This is a genomic window from Variovorax sp. ISS6 (genome assembly GCF_056523145.1).
Genome location: NZ_JAWRZC010000001.1, coordinates 5,344,529 through 5,365,001, shown reverse-complemented (window position 1 = coordinate 5,365,001; position 20,473 = coordinate 5,344,529). Strand labels below are relative to the sequence as shown.

The 20,473-nt window shown below is 69.2% G+C and carries 17 protein-coding genes; 12 read left to right on the top strand and 5 right to left on the bottom strand.

Features of this window, described 5'->3' with window-relative positions:
• Positions 1-301: 301 nt before the first annotated feature.
• The 3 genes from AC1HIL_RS24765 to AC1HIL_RS24755 form a co-directional block, all read right to left on the bottom strand.
• Positions 302-1,432 (bottom strand): IS481 family transposase, encoded by a 1,131-nt coding sequence (locus tag AC1HIL_RS24765; RefSeq protein ID WP_479670266.1) that lies wholly within the window; start codon positions 1,430-1,432, stop codon positions 302-304.
• Between the two features lie 152 nt (positions 1,433-1,584).
• The gene (locus AC1HIL_RS24760) at positions 1,585-2,562 is read right to left on the bottom strand and encodes a DUF58 domain-containing protein (protein ID WP_479670265.1); all 978 of its coding nucleotides are present in this window, start codon (positions 2,560-2,562) and stop codon (positions 1,585-1,587) included.
• Positions 2,559-3,479: an AAA family ATPase gene (locus AC1HIL_RS24755; protein WP_479670264.1), complete on the bottom strand. Its 921-nt coding sequence runs from the start codon at positions 3,477-3,479 to the stop codon at positions 2,559-2,561. The genes AC1HIL_RS24760 and AC1HIL_RS24755 overlap by 4 nt, the downstream gene beginning before the upstream one ends.
• Positions 3,480-3,556: 77 nt before the next feature.
• Here AC1HIL_RS24755 and AC1HIL_RS24750 point away from each other — a divergent pair, with 77 nt between their 5' ends.
• The 12 genes from AC1HIL_RS24750 (at position 3,557) to cydX (ending at position 18,502) form a co-directional block, all read left to right on the top strand.
• Positions 3,557-4,510: a histone deacetylase family protein gene (locus AC1HIL_RS24750; RefSeq protein ID WP_057597888.1), complete on the top strand. Its 954-nt coding sequence runs from the start codon at positions 3,557-3,559 to the stop codon at positions 4,508-4,510.
• A gap of 162 nt (positions 4,511-4,672) precedes the next feature.
• The gene (locus tag AC1HIL_RS24745; protein ID WP_479670263.1) at positions 4,673-5,953 is read left to right on the top strand and encodes a mechanosensitive ion channel family protein; all 1,281 of its coding nucleotides are present in this window, start codon (positions 4,673-4,675) and stop codon (positions 5,951-5,953) included.
• A gap of 136 nt (positions 5,954-6,089) precedes the next feature.
• Positions 6,090-6,839 (top strand): electron transfer flavoprotein subunit beta/FixA family protein, encoded by a 750-nt coding sequence (locus tag AC1HIL_RS24740; RefSeq protein ID WP_203201717.1) that lies wholly within the window; start codon positions 6,090-6,092, stop codon positions 6,837-6,839.
• Positions 6,840-6,853: 14 nt separating this feature from the next.
• Positions 6,854-7,786 (top strand): electron transfer flavoprotein subunit alpha/FixB family protein, encoded by a 933-nt coding sequence (locus AC1HIL_RS24735; protein WP_479670262.1) that lies wholly within the window; start codon positions 6,854-6,856, stop codon positions 7,784-7,786.
• 74 nt (positions 7,787-7,860) lie between these two features.
• Positions 7,861-9,651, top strand: coding sequence for an acyl-CoA dehydrogenase (locus AC1HIL_RS24730; protein ID WP_479670261.1), 1,791 nt, complete (start codon positions 7,861-7,863; stop codon positions 9,649-9,651).
• 156 nt (positions 9,652-9,807) lie between these two features.
• Positions 9,808-10,770 (top strand): NAD(P)H-dependent flavin oxidoreductase, encoded by a 963-nt coding sequence (locus AC1HIL_RS24725; RefSeq protein ID WP_057595808.1) that lies wholly within the window; start codon positions 9,808-9,810, stop codon positions 10,768-10,770.
• Positions 10,771-10,848: 78 nt separating this feature from the next.
• Entirely contained in the window at positions 10,849-11,970 is a 1,122-nt protein-coding gene (locus AC1HIL_RS24720) for an acyltransferase family protein (protein ID WP_479672439.1), read from the top strand.
• A gap of 155 nt (positions 11,971-12,125) precedes the next feature.
• On the top strand, positions 12,126-13,811 hold the full coding sequence (gene cydD / locus AC1HIL_RS24715; protein WP_479670260.1) for a thiol reductant ABC exporter subunit CydD: 1,686 nt from the start codon (positions 12,126-12,128) through the stop codon (positions 13,809-13,811).
• Entirely contained in the window at positions 13,808-15,514 is a 1,707-nt protein-coding gene (locus AC1HIL_RS24710; RefSeq protein WP_479670259.1) for an amino acid ABC transporter ATP-binding/permease protein, read from the top strand. Before cydD ends, AC1HIL_RS24710 begins: the two co-directional genes overlap by 4 nt.
• Before the next feature lie 64 nt (positions 15,515-15,578).
• Complete coding sequence (locus AC1HIL_RS24705) at positions 15,579-17,180, top strand: cytochrome ubiquinol oxidase subunit I (RefSeq protein ID WP_057595805.1); 1,602 nt, start codon at positions 15,579-15,581, stop codon at positions 17,178-17,180.
• Positions 17,177-18,331: a cytochrome d ubiquinol oxidase subunit II gene (gene cydB / locus AC1HIL_RS24700; protein WP_479670258.1), complete on the top strand. Its 1,155-nt coding sequence runs from the start codon at positions 17,177-17,179 to the stop codon at positions 18,329-18,331. The genes AC1HIL_RS24705 and cydB overlap by 4 nt, the downstream gene beginning before the upstream one ends.
• A gap of 21 nt (positions 18,332-18,352) precedes the next feature.
• Positions 18,353-18,502 (top strand): cytochrome bd-I oxidase subunit CydX, encoded by a 150-nt coding sequence (gene cydX / locus AC1HIL_RS24695; protein WP_057595803.1) that lies wholly within the window; start codon positions 18,353-18,355, stop codon positions 18,500-18,502.
• A gap of 139 nt (positions 18,503-18,641) precedes the next feature.
• Here cydX and AC1HIL_RS24690 read toward each other — a convergent pair whose 3' ends face one another.
• Together AC1HIL_RS24690 and AC1HIL_RS24685 are read right to left on the bottom strand one after the other, a co-directional pair.
• Positions 18,642-19,226 (bottom strand): GbsR/MarR family transcriptional regulator, encoded by a 585-nt coding sequence (locus tag AC1HIL_RS24690; protein WP_057595802.1) that lies wholly within the window; start codon positions 19,224-19,226, stop codon positions 18,642-18,644.
• Between the two features lie 50 nt (positions 19,227-19,276).
• On the bottom strand, positions 19,277-20,329 hold the full coding sequence (locus tag AC1HIL_RS24685; RefSeq protein ID WP_261216462.1) for an AraC family transcriptional regulator: 1,053 nt from the start codon (positions 20,327-20,329) through the stop codon (positions 19,277-19,279).
• Positions 20,330-20,473 lie beyond the last annotated feature (144 nt).

Here is a 20,473-nt window from a genome sequence, read left to right as displayed (position 1 = left end):
CTTCGCAATTCCCAACCCCACACAAGGACGCGCCACGGCGCGTTGACCCTAGTCCCCTCTGGCTGTGCCGAGGAGCGCAGGAGAAAGCGGGATAAGGGCCGCAGCTGTCTGAGCGCAACGAAGTGGAGCGAGTTCTGCGGACCCCCGCTTTCTCCGAGCACCGCAGGTTGCCCGTAGCGAAGCGGAGGGACACAGACAGCGGGGTCGCCTTCTTTTGCTTACTTTTCTTGGCGAGATGTATGGACCGGAGACATGGGTGACACATGTGCGAGGACATGGTGGACACATTCTGCATGGTGGCTCAGGCCTCGCGCAGGTCGATCTCGCGCAGCTTGTGGTGCACGAAGTAGACGTCGTAGCAGCCCTCTCGCCCGGGCTGCGCGCGCAGCGCGATCTCGTGGTCCTTAAGTGCTGCGGACACCTTGAAGCGCTTGCTCTTGAAGCGCACCTCCCCCAGCCAGCCGACCTTCACCACCGTGTCGTTCGGGCCGTACTCGAGCGGTGGCAGCGTCCTCGAATAGGCCCTCTCGCTGGCGCGATACCGGCTCGCCGGGGTGTTCATGCCCAGCGCCTGGTGCGGGCGCTCATGGTTGTAGATACGCCTCCAGCGATCGAACTGCTGCTGTGCCTGCGCCAGATCCTGGAAGCTGCGCCCGGCCAGCAACTCCGCCTTCAGGCTGCGATGGAAGCGCTCGTCCTTGCCGTTGGTCTGCGGGTGATAGGGGCTGCTGAAGCTCACCCGCACGCCCAGGCGGATGAGCCACAGCGCGAGTTCGCTGAGCTGGCCCGGCTCGCGCGGACTGCCCCAGGGCGCGCCGTTGTCCGCATTGATGCGCACCGGCAGACCGTAGCGGGAGAAGACGTCCTGCAACTGCTCCTTCACGCTGGCCGTTTGCTGGCGGGCACAGGCGCGCAGGGCCAGGTTGTAGCGAGAGTGGTCGTCCAGCAGCGTCAGCGGATGGCAGGGCCCCGCTGCGGTGGACACGTAGCCCTTGAAGTCGATCTGCCAGAGGCTGTTGGGCGCCTCGTGCTCGAAGCGCTGCCAGGCGGTGGCCGCACTGCTGGCCTGGGCGCTGATGAGGCCGTGGCGCTTGAGGATGGAGTTGACGGTGCTCGGAGCCAGGCAACCCTGTCCGAGGTCGCTCAGGCGCCGTGCGAGCTTGCGTGCGCCCCAGGCAGGGTGCTGCTGGCGCAGCGAGACGATGGATTGTTGAAGTTCGGGCGAGGTCTCGCCGGGGCTGTGGTGCGGGCGGCGACTGGCATCGCCCAGGCCGGCGGCACCCAGCGTAGCGCTGCGTGCGAGCCATTTGTAGCCGGTCTGTGGGCTGATGCCGAAACGCCGGCACAGCTCACGCCGGTTGGCGCCTTCCTGGCGTGCCAGGGCAACGAACTCTTCTCTCAGGCTCATGGTGTCTCGGGTGCTCCAGGGCATGGTCGTCTTCCGATCGGGCGATATGCCCGATGGTGTCCACCATGTCCTCGCACACCTGTCCACCATGTGCCCGGTCCATACAGCGAGACAAGAAAAGTAAGTCGCCCGCCGGGGCGAGACCCGGCCAACAGCCTCAGCAAAGCCAAACACATTCAGCATAGAGCCAGCATCTCCAGACAAGCCCTCCGATGTGCCTCCCCTTGCGAAGGCTTCAACACGCGCCTCCCAACCCGAACCCCATAGTCCACCCCCAACCGATCCGCCATCAACACCCAGGCACACAACCGAGAAACCCGTCCTTCACCATCGGCCAGCCCAGTAGCCTGCGCATCCAGCCAAAGCTCCTCGCGTTGCGTCTGCTGAGCATCGCGACTCACGAACTCCTCGGACCCCGCAGCCAACGCCTGCGCCGCCTTCTTCCAGACCACCAGCTTCAGCGGATCCCCGCGCCGATAGGCCCGCACCCCGTCATACTCCCCAGCCCCCAGAGACCGCACGACGGAAGAAACAGCCGCAGACCCCGACAACGGTTCACCGGCAGGCAAAGGCGGCGGATGCAGTTCAGGCGCCGGATACACCAGCATCTGCGACGCAGGCCGCCACACCGTCCACACCCGAAAGGTGCCCAGCGGAAACCGCGTCTCCGCCGTCAACGCAGGCACCGGATGCAACCCCCTTCGCTCCGGCAGAAAAGCGATCTCCACCGTCGAACTGCTCTGCGCCGGCACGTCGGTCCACGCCCATTGCCCGCTGCCGCGCACCGCCATCCCGATCCCGTAGCGCACCCCGCGCCGCGCGTTGTGCAGCACCACCCGGAACACCGCCGCGCTCCCCGCGTAGTGCGCATCGGGCGGCATCAGGTGCATCGCCAGCCCGCGCAAGGTGCCGTGGCACACGTGCATGCCCACCGCCACGCTGCCCGCGAGCAGGAAGGTGAGCAGGTAGCCGAGGTTGAGCTGGTAGTTGATCGACGCCACCAGCAGCACCAGCAGCGTGAGCGCCAGGGTCCAGCCGGCGCGCGTGGGCACGATGTAGACGTTGCGCTGCGTGAGCTCGAGCGTGTCCGACGGCGGCCGGCGCGAGAGGAACCAGCCGTCGATGCGCGAGCGGATGGCGCCGAGGGCGTTCACGGCAGCGGCACCGCCGCGATCATCGCCCGCACCTGCTCGACCGCGCCGCGGCCGGCATCGCCGACCGGCGTGAGGCGGTGCGCCACGGTCTGCGGCAGCACGGCCTGCACGTCGTCGGGCGCGACGTAGTGGCGGTTGGCGAGCAGGGCCTGGGCCTTGGCGGCGCGCAGCACGGCGATGCCGGCGCGCGGCGACAGGCCCTGCAGGAACCAGCGGCCCGAGCGGGTGGCGGCGATCAGGTCCTGCACGTAGTTCAAGAGCGGCTCGGCCGCGTGCACCTGCTGCACGCGCTGCTGCAGCGCGGTCAGCTCGCCGGGCGTGAGCAGCGCGGGCAGGGTGGCCAGCATCTCGCGGCGGTCGATGCCGGCCAGCAGCTGGCGCTCGGCCGCGCGGTCGGGGTAGCCGAGCGAGATGCGCATCAGGAAGCGGTCGAGCTGCGACTCGGGCAGCGCGAAGGTGCCGAGCTGGTCCTGCGGGTTCTGCGTGGCGATCACGAAGAAGGGGGTGGGCAGGGGGCGGGTCTCGCCCTCGATCGTCACCTGCTTCTCCTCCATCGCCTCGAGCAGCGCGCTCTGGGTCTTGGGGCTGGCGCGGTTGATCTCGTCGGCCAAAAGCACCTGCGAGAAGATCGGGCCCGGATGGAACACGAAGGCCTGCTGGCCGCGGTCGTAGATCGCCACGCCCGAGAGGTCTCCCGGCATCAGGTCGGCCGTGAACTGCACGCGCGAGAACTGCAGCCCGAAGGTGTGCGAGAGCGCATGGGCCAGGGTGGTCTTGCCGACCCCGGGCACGTCCTCGATCAGCAGGTGGCCGCCGGCCAGCAGGCAGGCCACGCAGTCGCGCACCTGGGCCTCCTTGCCCACGATCACCGTGTTAAGCTGGCTCAGCAAAGTGGCAAGCTTCGCGGCAATGTCCATATTTGTATCCATATGCAAACGATACCGTAAGACCCGGCAGCCCCGCGCCGCGTGAGGTCTAGACGCGACACCGAGACATGGGCAAGACCGGTTACTTCACTCATCGCGACTGCTGGAAGCACGACATGGGCCGGGGTCATCCCGAATGCCCCGAGCGCCTGGATGCCATCGAGGACCGGCTGCTCGCCACCGGCGTCGGCGACGCGCTCGAGCGGCGCGACGTCCCGCTGGCCACGCTGCCGCAGATCACCCGGGCGCACAGCACCGAACACGTCGAGTACCTCGAGGCGCTGCACCAGCGGCTGGTGGCCGACGAGCCGGTTGGCGGCCCCGACCATGCGCACATCGATCCCGACACCGCGCTCAACCGCTTCACGCTGCTGGCGGCCCGGCGCGCCGCCGGGGCGGCCATCGCCGCCACCGACGCGGTGATCGCCGGCGAGGTCGAGAACGCCTTCTGCGCCGTGCGGCCGCCCGGCCACCATGCCTGCCGCGAGCAGGCGATGGGCTTCTGCTTCCTCAACAACGTCGCGATCGCGGCGCGCCATGCGCTCGAGGTGCACGGCTTCGACCGCGTGGCCGTGGTCGACTTCGACGTGCACCACGGCAACGGCACCGAGAACATCCTGTCGGACGACCCGCGCGTGCTGATGGTCGGCTTCTTCCAGCACCCGTTCTATCCCTACAGCGGCACCGAGCATCCGGCGTCGAACATGCTCAACCTGCCGATCCCGGCCTACACCAAGGGCATGGACGTGCGCGAGATGATCGAGGCGATCTGGATGCCCCGGCTTGAGGCGTTCCGGCCGCAGATGGTGTTCGTGAGCGCGGGTTTCGATGCGCACCGGGAAGACGATCTCGGGCAGCTCGGTCTCAACGAGAACGACTTCGCCTGGATCACCGACCGCATCCGCGACGTGGCGCGCCGCCATGCGCGCGGACGCATCGTCTCGATGCTCGAGGGCGGCTACAACCTCGACGCGCTCGCGCGCAGCGTGGAAGCGCACATCCGCGTGCTGGCCGAGCTCTGAAAAATTCGGAATCGGGCAACCGAACGCAGAAGAAAGACAAAACGGCGCAGAGGTCGCAGAAGGATCCAGGAAGATTTCTGATTTCCTTCTGCGACTTCTGCGGAACCTTCGCGACTTCTGCGTTCGGCTGCCCGATCCCGTGTTCCTGCCGAACCCGCTGACATGAACTTCAACGACTTCACCCAACGACTCGCGCAGGTCGATGCGCGCGGCATCGCCATCGAGCTGGCCGCGCTGGCCGCCTGCATCGCCCTGGCCTGGTGCATCTGCCGCTGGTTCGGGCGCGACCAGCCCAAGGACTCGATCTGGTTCGGCGAGCGCACCTTCGACGGCGTGCTGTTCCCGCTGATGGCGCTGGTGTTCGCCGAGCTCGCGCGGCGGCTGGTGTCCGAGTACCAGACCATCCTGGTGCTGCGCATCGGCGTCTCGGTGTTCCTGTCGCTCGCCGTGATCCGGCTGTTCGCGCGCGTGCTGCGCGCCGTGTTCCCGGCCTCCAACCTCGTGCGGCTGCTCGAGCGCACCATCTCGTGGCTGGCCTGGGGCGCGGCCGTGCTCTGGATCATCGGCCTGCTGCCGCCGGTGCTGGCCGAGCTCGACGACATCACGCTGGCCTTCGGCAAGACCCGGGTGAGCCTGCAGACCATCATCCAGGGCGCGCTGTCAGCGGGCCTGGTGCTGGTGATCGCGCTGTGGATCGCCTCGACGATCGAGAAGCGCATCCTGCGCGAGGCCGTCACCGACCTGTCGATGCGCAAGGTGGCCTCGAACGCGGTGCGCGCGCTGCTGCTGCTGGTAGGCCTGCTGTTCGCGCTGTCGGCGGTGGGCGTGGACCTCACGGCGCTGTCGGTGCTCGGCGGCGCGCTCGGCGTCGGCCTGGGCTTCGGCCTGCAGAAGCTGGCGGCCAACTACGTGAGCGGCTTCGTGATCCTGCTCGAGCGCTCGATCCGCATCGGCGACAACGTCAAGGTCGATACCTTCGAGGGTCGCATCACCGACATCAAGACCCGCTACACGCTGATTCGCGCCGGCAACGGCCGCGAGGCGATCGTGCCGAACGAATCGCTGATCACCTCGCGCGTGGAGAACCTCTCGATCGCGGACCGCAAGTTCAACATCACGACCAGCATCGTGGTCGGCTACGAGAGCGACGTGGCGCAGGTGCAGGCGATCCTCTGCGACGCCGCCAAGGCCCAGCCGCGCGTGATGACCGACCCGGCGCCGGTGGCCTTCCTGATGAATTTCGCGCCCGACGGGCTGGAGCTCACGCTGAACTTCTGGGTTGCCGATCCCGACAAGGGCAAGGACAACCTGCGCTCGGCGATCAACGTCGCGATCCTCGACGGCCTGCGCGCCGCGAAGATCGACATTCCCTATCCGCAGCGCGTTCTGCGCGTCGAATCGCTGCCGCCCGGGATTTCTCCGCCGGCGGACGCTGCTCTATAATCGAGGAAAAGCACGACCGTTCTTTTTTCGCCCCGCGGCGTGAATCGGAATCAGATCAGAGACGGCAAAGGTCGCGTCCTAGAATGACCGGTTGCTCTCGAAGCCCCCTTTTTGCAATCCCAATGGAGTCAAGTCAATGAAGGTTCTTGTGCCTGTCAAACGGGTCGTCGACTACAACGTGAAGGTGCGCGTCAAGAGCGACGGCACGGGCGTGGACATCGCCAACGTCAAGATGAGCATGAACCCCTTCGACGAGATCGCCGTCGAAGAGGCCGTGCGCCTGAAGGAGAAGGGCGTGGTGACCGAGGTCATCGCCGTCTCGTGCGGCGACGCCAAGTCGCAGGAAACCCTGCGCACCGCGATGGCCATCGGCGCCGACCGCGGCATCCTGGTCGAAACCTCGGAAGAGCTGCAGCCGCTGGCCGTCGCCAAGCTGCTCAAGGCGCTGGTCGACAAGGAACAGCCGCAGCTGATCATCCTGGGCAAGCAGGCCATCGACGACGATGCCAACCAGACCGGCCAGATGCTGGCTGCGCTGGCCGACCTGCCGCAAGCCACCTTCGCGAGCAAGGTCGAAGTCGCCGGCGACAAGGCCAACGTGACCCGCGAAGTCGACGGCGGCCTCGAGACCGTCTCGCTCACGCTGCCGGCCGTCATCACGACCGACCTGCGCCTGAACGAGCCGCGCTACGTCACGCTGCCCAACATCATGAAGGCCAAGAAGAAGCAGCTCGACACCTTCAAGCCCGAGGACCTGGGCGTGGACGTCAAGCCGCGGCTGAAGACGCTGAAGGTCTCGGAGCCGCCGAAGCGCGGTGCCGGCATCAAGGTGCCCGATGTGGCGACCCTGGTGGACAAGCTGAAGAACGAAGCCAAAGTGATCTGAGGAAGACAACGAACATGACCGCACTCGTCATTGCCGAACACGACCACGCCAGCATCAAGCCGGCCACCCTCAACACCGTGACTGCGGCGCTCGCCTGCGGTGGCGACGTCCACGTGCTCGTGGCCGGTGCCAACGCGGCAGAAGCCGCCAAGGCCGCTGCCCAGATCGCTGGCGTCACCAAGGTCATCGCGGCCGACAGCGCCAGCCTCGCCGAGAACCTCGCTGAGAACGTCGCGGCGCAGGTCCTCGCGATCGCCGGCAACTACAGCCACATCCTGTTCCCCTCGACCGCCAACGGCAAGAACGTCGCGCCGCGCGTGGCCGCCAAGCTCGACGTCGCGCAGATCAGCGACATCACCAAGGTCGACAGCCCTGACACCTTCGAGCGTCCGATCTATGCCGGCAACGCCATTGCCACCGTGCAGAGCAGCGATGCGACCAAGGTCATCACCGTTCGCACCACCGGCTTCGATGCAGCCGCCGCCACCGGTGGCAGCGCAGCGATCGAAACCGCCGAAGGCGTGGCCGACAGCGGCAAGAGCAGCTTCGTCGGCCGAGAAGTCACGAAGAGCGAGCGCCCCGAACTGACGGCAGCCAAGATCATCGTCTCGGGCGGCCGCGCGCTGGGCAGCGCCGAGAAGTTCACCGAAGTGATGGCCCCGCTGGCCGACAAGCTCAACGCGGGCCTGGGCGCCAGCCGCGCCGCCGTCGACGCGGGCTATGCACCCAACGACTGGCAAGTGGGCCAGACCGGCAAGATCGTCGCGCCGCAGCTGTACATCGCCGCGGGCATCTCGGGTGCGATCCAGCATCTGGCCGGCATGAAGGACTCCAAGGTGATCGTCGCGATCAACAAGGACGAGGAAGCGCCGATCTTCTCGGTGGCCGACTACGGCCTCGTGGCCGACCTGTTCACGGCCGTGCCTGAACTGGTCAAGGCGCTCTGATCGCGCCATTGCATTGAGCCAGAGGGCATCGTTCGCGATGCCCTTTTCACATCCGCAGTATCGGGAGACATGAGATGAGCTACACCGCCCCCCTCAAGGACATGCTGTTCGACATCGAGCACCTGGCCAACATCGGCGAGATCGCCAGGCTGCCCGGCTTCGAGGACGCCGGCCTCGAGACCGCGCAGGCCGTGCTCGAGGAATGCGCGCGCTTCAACCAGGACGTGATCGCGCCGCTCAACGTCGCGGGCGACCGCAATCCCTCGTCGTTCAAGGACGGCGAGGTCACGACCACGGCCGGCTTCAAGGAAGCCTTCGCGCAGTACGTGTCGGGCGGCTGGCAGGGCCTGCAGCATCCGGCCGATTTCGGCGGCCAGGGCCTGCCCAAGACCATCGGCGCGGCCTGCGGCGAGATGCTGAATTCGGCCAACATGAGCTTCGCGCTGTGCCCGCTGCTGAGCGACGGCGCCATCGAGGCGCTGCTGACCGCGGGCTCCGACGAGCTCAAGGCCACCTACCTCGAGAAGCTCGTGAGCGGCCAGTGGACCGGCACGATGAACCTCACCGAGCCGCAGGCCGGCAGCGACCTCGCACTGGTGCGCAGCCGCGCCGAGCCGCAGCCCGACGGTACCTACAAGGTCTTCGGCACCAAGATCTTCATCACCTACGGCGAGCACGACATGGCCGAGAACATCGTGCATCTCGTGCTGGCGCGCGTGAGCGGCGCGCCCGAGGGCGTGAAGGGCATCAGCCTGTTCGTGGTGCCGAAGTTCCTGCTGAACGCCGACGGCTCGCCGGGCGCGCGCAACGACGTGCACTGCGTGAGCATCGAGCACAAGATGGGCATCAAGGCCTCGCCGACCGCGGTGCTGCAGTACGGCGACCACGGCGGTGCCGTCGGCTATCTCGTGGGCCAGGAGAACCGCGGCCTCGAGTACATGTTCATCATGATGAACTCGGCCCGCTATGCGGTGGGCATGCAGGGCATCGCGATCGCCGAGCGCGCCTACCAGCATGCCGTGGCCTATGCCCGGGAGCGCGTGCAGAGCCGCCCGGTCGATGGCTCGATCAACGCGAGCGCGGCGATCATCCATCACCCCGACGTGAAGCGCATGCTGATGACCATGCGCGCCTACACCGAAGGCTGCCGCGCCATGGCCAGCGTGGCCGCCGCGGCCTACGACGCCGCGCACCACCATCCCGATGCCGACGCGCGCAAGCAAAACCAGGCCTTCTACGAATTCATGGTGCCGCTGGTCAAGGGCTACAGCACCGAGATGAGCCTCGAGGTGACCTCGCTGGGCGTGCAGGTGCACGGCGGCATGGGCTTCATCGAGGAGACCGGCGCGGCGCAGTACTACCGTGACGCGAAGATCCTCACGATCTATGAAGGCACGACCGCGATCCAGGCCAACGACCTCGTGGGCCGCAAGACCGCGCGCGACGGCGGCCAGACCGCCAAGGCCATCGCCGCGCAGATCGAGAAGACCGAGGCCGAGCTCGCGAAGAGCGACAGCGCCGCCGCCAAGGCCGTGCACAAGCGCCTGAAGGCCGCGCGCGAGGCCTTCGTCGAGGTGGTGGATTTCGTCGCGGGCCAGACCAAGGCCTCGCCCAACGCGGTGTTCGCGGGCAGCGTGCCCTACCTGATGCTCGCGGGCAACCTGGTGGCCGGCTGGCAGCTCGCGCGTTCGGCGATCGTGGCGCAAGACCAGGCCTCGCACAACGTCGACGTCGACTTCATGCAGGCCAAGATCACCACGGCGCGCTTCTATGCCGAGCACATCCTCGCGAAGGCGCCGGGCCTGCGCGACAGCATCGTCGACGGTGCCGAGAGCGTGAACGCGCTGGCGCTCGAGGCTTTCTGACATCCGGACTTCCGTACGCGAAGGTCGCAAAGGTTACGCAAAGGACGCGAAAGAGAAATCAAAATTTGGTTTTGCTTTTGCGCACTTCGCGGAATCTTCGCGTCCTCCGCGTCCGGCTGTCCGCTCCCGAATTCAACAACCCCTGAGACAACGACCATGTCGAAACTGCCCCCCGTGCTCGCGAACCTGCCGCTGCCGATCATCGGCTCGCCGCTGTTCATCATCAGCAACCCCAAGCTCGTGATCGCGCAATGCAAGGCCGGCGTGGTCGGCTCGATGCCGGCGCTCAACGCGCGGCCCGCGGCGCAGCTCGAGGAGTGGCTGATCGAGATCACCGAGGAGCTCGCGGCCTATAACAAGGCCAACCCGGACAAACCCGCCGCGCCCTTCGCCATCAACCAGATCGTGCACAAGAGCAACGACCGGCTCGAGCACGACATGGAGATGGTCGTGAAGTACAAGGTGCCGATCGTCATCACCTCGCTGGGCGCGCGCACCGACGTCAACGACGCGGTCCACAGCTACGGCGGCGTGACCTTGCACGACGTGATCAACAACAAGTTCGCGCAGAAGGCGATCGAGAAGGGCGCCGACGGCATCGTCGCGGTGGCGGCCGGTGCCGGCGGCCATGCGGGCATCAAGAGCCCGTTCGCGCTGATCCAGGAGATCCGCCAGTGGTTCGACGGCCCGATCGCGCTGTCGGGCTCGATCGCCACCGGCGGCGCGGTGCTCGCGGCGCAGGCCATGGGCGCCGACTTCGCCTACATCGGCACCGCCTTCATCGCCACCGAGGAGGCCCGCGCGAGCGACGCCTACAAGCAGGCCATCGTCGAGGGCACTTCGGACGACATCGTCTACTCGAGCCTGTTCACCGGCGTGCACGGCAACTACCTCGCGCCCAGCATCGTCAACGCCGGCATGGACCCGGCGAACCTGCCCGAAGGCGACGTGAAGACCATGAGCTTCTCGGGCGGCGAGGGCAGCAAGGCCAAGGCCTGGAAGGACATCTGGGGCTCGGGCCAGGGCATCGGCGCGATCAGCGAAGTCTCGAGCGCCGGCGTCTTCATCGAGAAGCTCAAGCGCGAATACCAGGAGGCTCGCCAGCGGCTCGCGCTTTGAGAACGCGTTCCTAGCGTGAACGACCTGCCGGCCCCGGCGGCGAGCGCCGCACCTGCTCCCGCCGCGCGGCGGGAGCGCATGCCGCTGCTCGACGCGGCCAAGGGGCTCGCCTGCGCGGTGATCGTCGGGCATCACCTCTCGCGCTACGGGCCGATGCCCGCGGGCGCGTTGTCGCTCGCGCCCGATTTCCTCGGCTGGCTGGCCAGCGACGGGCGGCTCGCGGTCCAGATCTTCCTGGTGATCGCCGGCTTTCTGGCCGCGGCCAGTCTCGCGCCCGACGGGCTGCTGCGCATCGACCGGCCGCTCGTGCGCATCTTCCAGCGCTACGGCCGACTGGTGATGCCCTACCTCGCCGCGCTCACCGTCTGCGTGCTGGTGGCGGCCGCGGTGCGGCCCTGGCTCGACGCCGAGCTCGTGCCGGCCTCGCCGAGCATCGGCCAGCTGCTCGCGCACGGGCTGCTGCTGCAGGACCTGCTGGGCTACGAGGCACTGTCCACCGGCGTCTGGTATGTGGCGATCGACTTCCAGCTGTTCGCGCTGGCGCTCACGCTGATCGGGCTGCCGGCGCTGCTCGCGCCTCCGGCGGACCAACTGGCGCGGCCCGGCGAAGCCGCGCGCCGGCGCTGGCTGGCGGTCGCGCTGGTGCTCGGCGTGGCCGTCGCATCGCTGGCGTTGTTCAACCGCGAGTCCGAGCTCGACGACACCGCCTTCTATTTCTTCGGCGCCTACGGCCTCGGCATGTTGGTGTTCTGGATCGGCCGCGCCACGCGCGCGAGCACCTGGCAGAGCGCCATCGCGCTGCTGCTGCTGCTGGGCACGGGCGCGCTGGCGCTCGAATGGCGCAGCCGCATCGCGACCGCGCTGGTCACGGCGCTGCTGATCGCGGTGGCGCAGCGGCGGCAATGGCTGTCGCCGCCGCGCTGGCCGCTGGCGGCGGTCGCGCTGCAGCGGCTGGGGCGCATGTCCTATTCGCTGTTCCTGATCCACTTTCCGGTGCTGCTCGCGGTGAATGCCGCCGTGGTGCGGCTCGGGCCGCACGCGCCCTGGATCGACGGGCTCGGCATGCTCGCGACCTTCGGCCTGTCGATCGCCGCGGCGGCGCTGCTGTACCGCTGGGTCGAGGCCCGGCCGGCCTCGTGGCGCGCCGTCGCCGCGCTGTTCGCGGGGCTGCTGATCAGCGGCATCGTCGTCTCGCACTGAGATCCTACCGGCCGTTCTGGCCGGACGCGTTCCTTCGTTGACTTGCGCCCGTGCGGCGAAGCGGGCAGGCTTCGCCGTGCTCGCTGTCCGGTCAGGTTTTCGGTATCATTGTGGAAATTTCAGTAAATACTGAAAATTCACGAAATCAAAAACAGATGAACCCTTCCGCCCACCGTCGACCCCTGCGTGCCCTGGCCCGGCCGGAGATCGGCGGCGTGGTGCAGGGCGCGGCCGCGCTGTTGTGGCTGCCGCAGGCGGCGCTGCTGGCGGGGGCGGTGCAGGCGCTGGCCGATGGCGGCGGGCTGGCCGCGGTGCTGTGGCCCGCGCTCGGCATCCTCCTGTTCGGCTGGCTGCGTGCCGCCTGCGAAGCCTGGGGCGCGCGGCGCACCTTCGGGCGGGCGCGCGCTCGGCTCTCGGACTTGCGCGCCCAGGCCGCGGAGGCATTGGCCGGTGCCTCGCCACTCGACCGCGGCCGCGTGCCCTCGGGCCTGGCCGCGAGCGCGCTGGCCGAGCAGGCCGAGGCGCTGGTGCCGTACCTGGTGCGCTACCAGCCCGCGCGCTGGCGTGCCACCGTGGTGCCGCTCGCGATCCTCGCCGTGATCGCGAGCCAGACCTGGGTGGCGGCGCTGGTGCTGCTGTTCGCGGCGCCGCTGATCCCGCTGTTCATGGCCATCGTCGGCTGGCGCGCCAAGGCGGCCAGCGAGGCGCAGATGGTGCAGATGGGCGGCATGAACGCCTTCCTGCTCGACCGCCTGCGCGGCCTCGCGACCCTGCGCGCGCTCGGCGCGGTCGATGCCACCGCGGCGCGGCTCGCCGACTCGGCGCAGTCGCTGCGCGAACGCACCATGGCCGTGCTGCGCATCGCCTTCCTGTCCTCGGCCGTGCTCGAGCTATTCTCGGCGCTGGGCGTGGCGATGGTGGCGGTCTACGTCGGCTTCCACCTGCTGGGCACGCTGGGCTTCGGCACCTGGAACGGGCCGCTGAGCCTGGGCCAGGGCCTGTTCGTGCTGCTGCTCGCGCCGGCCTTCTTCGAACCGCTGCGCGAACTCTCGGCCGTATGGCACGACCGCGCGGCGGGCGAGGCCGCGCTCGAGGCGCTCGAGGGCCTGCAGCGCGAGGCGCTGCCGCTGCCGGGTGCCCACGCGCCGGACGTGCACCTGGTCTCGATGCAGCCGTTGAATGCCGCGCCCTCGGTGGTCGTGCACGACCTGCACTTCGCCTGGCCCGGCGAACCGCACCGCGTGTTCGAAGGCCGTGAGCTGCGCGTGGCCGCGGGCGAGCACATCGCGCTGGCCGGCGCCAGCGGTGCCGGCAAGACCGCGCTGCTGTCGCTGCTCGCGGGCCTGGTGCCGGCGCAGCGCGGCGAGATCCTGATCGGCGGCGTGCCGATGAACGACCGCACGGCCGCCGCGCTGCGCGCGCGCATCGGCTGGATGGGCCAGAAGCCGCACGTATTCGCGGGCCCGGTCGCCGCCAATGTCGCGCTGGGCCGCGCGCTCGACGCGGGCAGCGTCGAGGCCGCGATGCGCTTCGCGCAGCTCGAGCACGTCGCGCAGGCGCATCCGGGCGCGGCGCTGGGCGAGGGCGGCCTGGGCCTGTCGGGCGGCGAGGCCGTGCGCCTCGCGCTGGCGCGCATCGCGGTCCATCCGCAGGCCGACCTGCTGCTGGTCGACGAGCCCACCGCCCACCTCGACACCGAGACCGCGCGGCGCGTGGCCGATGCGCTGCTCGCACTCGCGCGCGGCCGCACCATGATCGTCGCGACGCACGACCCCGCGCTGGCCGCGCGCCTGGACCGCGTCGTGCAGCTCGGCGCCGATGCCACGGAGAAGGCCGCATGAAGCCGAACACGCACCGTCACGCGGGCGAATTGCGCCTGGTGCTGCGCCCCTTCTTCGCGGCCCAGCCGCGCGCCTTGCGCTGGGGCGCGCTGCTGGCCGCCGTGACCGTGCTCGCGGGCATGGCGCTGCTCGGCCTCTCGGGCTGGTTCATCACCGCCACCGCGCTCGCGGGCCTGCATGCGGCCACGGCCTTCACCTTCGACGTGTTCGCGCCCTCGGCCGGCATCCGGCTGCTGGCGCTGGGTCGCACCGCGTCGCGCTACGGCGAGCGGCTGGTCACGCACGACGCCACCTTCGGCGCGCTGGCCGCGCTGCGCGTGCGGCTGTTCCGCGGCTGGGCTCGGGCCGAGGCGGCGCGCGCGCTGGCGCTGCGACCCGCGCGCCTGCTGTTCCGGCTCACCAGCGACATCGATGCGCTCGAATCGCTCTACCTGCGCCTGCTGGTGCCCGCCGCTGCCGCACTCGGCGCCGCGCTGCTGGCCGGCGTGGTGCTCGGTACGATGCACGCCGCGATGGGCGCGGCGCTCGCGGCCTGGCTCGTGGCCGTCGGCTGGGGCCTGGCCTTCGCGGTGTCGCGCCGCGCGCGCCGTCCCGCCCTGCGGCGCGCCCGCGCCATCGAGACCCTGCGCGAGCGCGCGGCCGACCTGGTGGCCGGCCAGACCGAGCTCGCGATGGCCGGCCGCCTCGATGCGCAGCGCGAGGCGCTGGCCGCGGCCGACCGCCGGCTGGCGCGCGCCGACCTCGCGCTCAACCGCCTCGAGAGCACGGCCGGCCTGGCCTATGGCGGCGCGGGCACGCTCACGCTGGTGGCCGTGCTGCTCGCCGTGGCGGCGCTGGTGGGCGAGGGCGCGATCGGCGCACCCGCTGCCGCGCTCGCGCTGCTGGTGGCGCTCACCGCGCTCGAACCCTTCGCCGCGCTGCGCCGCGGCGCGCTCGACGCGGGCCGTACCTGGCTCGCGGTGCGTCGCCTGGCACCGCGCATGGCGCAGGACGACGCGCCCACCGCGCCCCGGCTTCCCGAGGACGCATCGCTCGCGCTGCGCCTCACGACGATCGATGCCTTCCACCGCGCCAGCGCCGTGCCCGCAATCGAAGGCCTCTCGCTGGCCATCGCCAAAGGCGAGCGCGTCGCCATCGTCGGCCCCAGCGGCAGCGGCAAGTCCACGCTGCTCTCGGTGATAGCGGGCGAACTCGCGCCGCGCCGTGGCGAGGTGGCCGTGCTGCCCTGCTGCCTGTTGACCCAGCGCACCGAGCTGTTCGAGGACACGCTGCGCGACAACCTGCGGCTGGCCGATCCCGCCGCCGACGACGAACAACTGTGGGCCGTGCTGCAGGCCGCGGGCCTGGCCGACGACGTGCGCCATCTGTCGTCCGGCCTGTCCACGCGCCTCGGCGAAGGCGGCCTCGGCCTCTCGGGCGGCCAGTCGCGCCGCCTCGCGCTCGCGCGCCTCTTTCTCCGCCCGGTGCCGCTGTGGCTGCTCGACGAGCCCACCGAGGCGCTCGATGCCGCGGTCGCGCACGACGTGCTGCAGCGCCTCGCGCGCCATGCCGAGGGCCGCACGCTCGTGATCGCCACCCACCTGCGCCGCGAGGCCGCGCTCGCCGACCGGCTGCTGCGCATCGAGGACGGCCGCGTCGTCGCCGACCTGCGGCGCGGCGGCGAGGCCTTCGAGCAGGCACTGCGGCAACTGCGCGCCGACTGAACGACACCGAAGCAACGCCAACCACTCCACCACGAAGAACACAGGGAACACAAAGGAAGCCACCATGGACCTCGACATCGTCGCCTTGTCGCGATTGCAATTCGCCGTCACGGCGCTCTACCACTTCCTCTTCGTCCCGCTGACGCTGGGGCTCTCGATCGTCATCGCCATCATGGAGACCGTCTATGTCATGACCGGCCGCGTGATCTGGCGCGACATGACGAAATTCTGGGGCGTGCTGTTCGGCATCAACTTCGCGATGGGCGTCGCCACCGGCGTGGTGATGGAGTTCCAGTTCGGCATGAACTGGAGCTACTACAGCCACTACGTGGGCGACATCTTCGGCGCGCCGCTGGCCATCGAGGGCCTGATGGCCTTCTTCATGGAGGCGACCTTCGTCGGCCTGTTCTTCTTCGGCTGGGACCGGCTCTCCAAGGTCGGCCACCTCGCCACCACCTGGGCCGTGGCCATCGGCTCCAACTTCTCGGCGCTGTGGATCCTGATCGCCAACGGCTGGATGCAGAACCCGGTGGGCGCGGCCTTCAATCCGCAGACCATGCGCATGGAGGTCACCGATTTCGCCGCCGTGCTGACCAACCCGGTGGCGCAGGCCAAGTTCGTGCACACGGTGTCGGCCGGCTATGTCTGCGCGGCGGTGTTCGTGCTGGGCATCTCGGCCTGGTACCTGCTCAAGGGCCGCCACATCGAGCTCGCCAAGCGCTCGATGACGGTGGCTGCCTCCTTCGGCCTCGCGGCCTCGCTGTCGGTGGTGGTGCTCGGCGACGAGAGCGGCTACCTCTCGACCGAGCACCAGAAGATGAAGCTCGCGGCCATCGAGGCCATGTGGGAGACCCAGCCCGCGCCCGCGGCCTTCACCGCCTTCGGCTTTCCCGACCAGGCCGCGCGCGAGACCCACTACGCGATCCACATCCCGGGCGTGATGGGGCTGATCGGCACGCGCTCGCTCACCACCGTGATCCCGGGTATCGACGAGCTCGTGAAGCGCGCCGAGGCGCGCATCCGCGAGGGCATCAAGGCCTACGACGCGCTGCAGAAGATTCGCGAGGCCGGCGGCAAGCCGGTCACGCAGGGCGTGCGCGACGCCTTCGAGAACAACGGCGTCGACATGGGCTATGCGCTGCTGCTCAAGCGCTACGTGGACGATCCGCGCCAGGCCACCGACGAGCAGATCGCCAAGGCGGCCTGGGACACGGTGCCGCAGGTGGCGCCGCTGTTCTGGCTGTTCCGCATCATGGTGGGCATCGGCATGCTGCTGATCCTCTTGACCGGCACCTTCTTCGTGCTGTCGGCGCGCCGCACGCTGGACCGCCACCGCTGGCTGCTCAAGGCCGCGGTGATCGCGATCCCGCTGCCGTGGATCGCGGCCGAGGCCGGCTGGCTGGTGGCCGAGTTCGGCCGCCAGCCCTGGGTGATCGAGGGCGTGCTGCCGACCGCGGTGGCGGTCTCGAACATCGGCATCAAGTCGGTGCTGTTCACGCTCGCGGGCTTCGTCGCCATCTACACCGTGCTGCTGGTCATCGAGCTCAAGCTGATGGTCAAGGCGATCCGCAAGGGGCCGGTCGCCGAGCACTCGCCCGACGAGGGCGACGCGCGTTCGCACGTTCCGCCCGCCCACGCCGTTTCGACCACCGGGAGCGCCGCATGATCCTCCACACACTCCTCGACTACGACACCCTGCGCTTCATCTGGTGGGCGCTGATCGGCGTGCTGCTGGTCGGCTTCGCCGTCACCGACGGCTTCGACCTCGGCAGCGGCATGCTGCTGCCGTTCGCGGCGCGCAACGACATCGAGCGCCGGCTCGTCATCAACAGCGTGGGCCCGGTCTGGGAAGGCAACCAGGTCTGGCTGATCCTCGGCGGCGGCGCGGTGTTCGCGGCCTGGCCGCAGCTTTACGCCGTCTCGTTCTCCGGCTTCTACCTCGCGATGTTCGTCGTGCTCTCGGCGCTGATCCTGCGGCCGGTGGCCTTCAAGTTCCGCAGCAAGCGCGAGTCGCCGCAATGGCGCGCGCGCTGGGACGGCGTGCTGTTCTTCAGCGGCCTGGTGCCCGCGCTGATCTTCGGCGTGGCGGTGGGCAACGTGCTGCAGGGCGTGCCGTTCCGCTTCGCGACCGACATGCACATCCACTACGACGGCAGCTTCCTCGGACTGCTCAACCCCTTCGCGCTGCTGTGCGGGCTGGTGTCGGTGGCGATGATGGCGATGCACGGCGCGGCCTGGCTGCAGCTGAAGACCGCCGGGCCCGTGGCCGAGCGCTCGCGCCGCTACGGCATGGTCGCGGCCGCCGCCACCATCGTGCTCTACGCGGCGGCGGGCTTCTGGATGGCCTCGGCCGTCGGCGGCTACCGCATCACCAGCGCGGTCGATACCGTGGGGCCGTCGAATCCGCTGCTCAAGACGGTCGAGCTGCAGGCCGGTGCCTGGTTCGCGAACTACGCGGCCCACCCCTGGACCCTGGCCGCGCCGGTGGCCGGCTTCGCGGGCGCGCTGCTGGCGCTGATGGGGCTCGCGCTGCGGCGCGAACTGCTCGCGCTGCTGGCCGGCGCGCTCGGCATCGCCGGCATCATCCTGAGCGTGGGCGCCTCGATGTTCCCGTTCATCCTGCCGTCCTCCATCGATCCGCGCGCCAGCCTCACCGTGTGGGACTCGTCCTCGAGCCACCTCACGCTGTTCATCATGCTGGTGGTCACGGCCATCTTCATCCCGCTGATCGTGGCCTACACGACCTGGGTCTACCACGTGCTGTGGGGCAAGGTCGACGAGAAGGCGATCCGCGAGGAACGCGGTCACGCGTACTGATCGCAAGAAAGGAATAGAACGATGTGGTACTTCGCCTGGATCCTCGGCCTGCCGCTGGCGGCCGCCTTCGCGGTGCTCAACGCGATGTGGTTCGAGCTGATGGCCGACGACGCCATCCGCAAGGAGAAATTCGAGATGCCTGAAACGCCGGAGGGGCAGGAAAGGCTCTGAAAGCGGACAGCCGGACGCAGAGGGCGCGAAGGTTTCGCGAAGAACGCAAAAGGGTCAAGGAAGAAATTTCAAATGTCTTCTTTCGCGACCTTCGCGGAATCTTTGCGTCCTTCGCGTCCTTGTCCCCGTATTGACAGCCTCAATCCGTCGCAGGCTTCTTCTTCCTCGATGCACCCCCCGTGATCCGGTCCTTGAGCGTCAGCACCTTGGTCACGGTCGAGCCCATGCCCATGAGCTGCATCGCGGTCTCGGGCGACAGCCGCTGCACGTCGTCGAACCACTTCATGAGCCGGTCGATCAGGTCGTGCATCTCGCGCATGCGCTCCTGGGCATGGCGCTCGGCCTCGCTGTGGGGCGACTCGAGCAGGGCATTGCGCAGCATCGAGAGCGTGGGCTCGATCTCGCGGCGGCGGCGCTCCTCGGCCAGCACGCGGAAGATCTCCCACACGTCCGACGGCGCCTCGAAGTATTCGCGCCGGTCGCCGGGCTGGTGGCGCAGGCGCACCAGGCGCCAGGCCTGCAGCTCCTTCAGGCCCATGCTCACGTTGGAGCGCGAGAACTCCAGCAGCTCGGCGATCTCGTCGGCATTGAGCGGACGTTCCGAGAGAAAGATCAGCGCGTAGATCTGGCCGACGGTGCGGTTGATGCCCCACTTGCTGCCCATCTCGCCGAAATGGGCGACGAACTGGCGGTTGAGCGGGGGCAGGTCGGAGGTGGGAGGCATGGGGCGATTGTCGCCCGGGCCTTGCGGCCGTTCCGGAAGCTTCTGAAAACTCAGGGCGCCGGCAGGGAATCGCCACCGCCGGCCGCGGCCACGCGGCGGCGGTACGAACCCGGCGCGCCACCGGTCCAGGTCTTGAAGGCGCGCTGGAAGGCCGCGCTGTCGGCAAAGCCCAGTTCCGCGGCCAGCGCCGCCAGCGGCACGGCGCTGGTGGCCAGCCGCACGATCGCCACGTCGCGTCGCAGCTGGTCCTTGAGTGCCTGGAACGAGGTGCTCTCGGTCGCCAGGTGGCGCTGCAGGGTGCTGACCGACATGTGCAGGCAGGCGGCCACGGTCGCGAGGTCGGCCCAGGCCGGGCGCTTCTGCTGCAGGATCTCGCGCACCCTGGCGCTGATGGGCTGTTCGGCCAGCCGCGGCAGGATCACGTTGCCGGGCGAGGCCGCGAGGAAGTCGCGGATCGCATGCGCGTCGCGGTGCATCGGCGTGCGCAGCGCCTCGGCGTCGAACCACACGGCCGAGCAGGGCTGGCCGAAGCGCAAGGTGCCCGGGAACACCTTGGCATAGCCGGCCGCGTAGGGCGGCAGCGCGAAGCCGAAGTCGAAGCGCCGCGCGGCCAGCCGCCCGCCATGCAGCCAGGCCAGCAGGCGCCAGTACACGCGCAGCATCAGCTCGTGCAGGAAGTTCTGGTGGCCGATCGCGGGGTTCTCGATCGCGATGCCGAAGCCCGCGAGCTCGCCCTCGCGCAGCAGCACCAGCCGCAGGTCGTCCTGCAGCAGGCTGAAGGTGTGGGCCACGCGGCGCAGCGCATGGCCGAAATCGGGGGCGCCGAGCGTGGAGCGCGCGATCAGCGCCAGGCTGCCGCGGCGCATCCGGCGCGTGAGGAAGCACAGCGACTCGTCGTCGAGCCGGTCCATCAAGAGCGCGAACAGCGCCACGTACTGCTCGGCCGTGACGCGCGCGCCCGGCTCGGACAGCAGCGGCGGCGGCACGCCGGCGTCTTCCAGCGCTCGATCGATGTCGATGGGCGCGGCGGTGCCCCGGGCGCGGATGCCGGAGAGCATGCCTTCGACGAAGGCGACCGGGATGGTGACGGGCGGTTGCAGCATGGAGGAGGGCGATTCGACCGTACACGGGACGCGGCGGGCCGTCGATTGACGTTTTCTGCAATGCGAACGAAGCGAAGCGCAATCGCCGGCCCGGGCCCGGATTTCTACCATGCGTCCACGCCAGAAAAAGACCTGCAAAGGCGT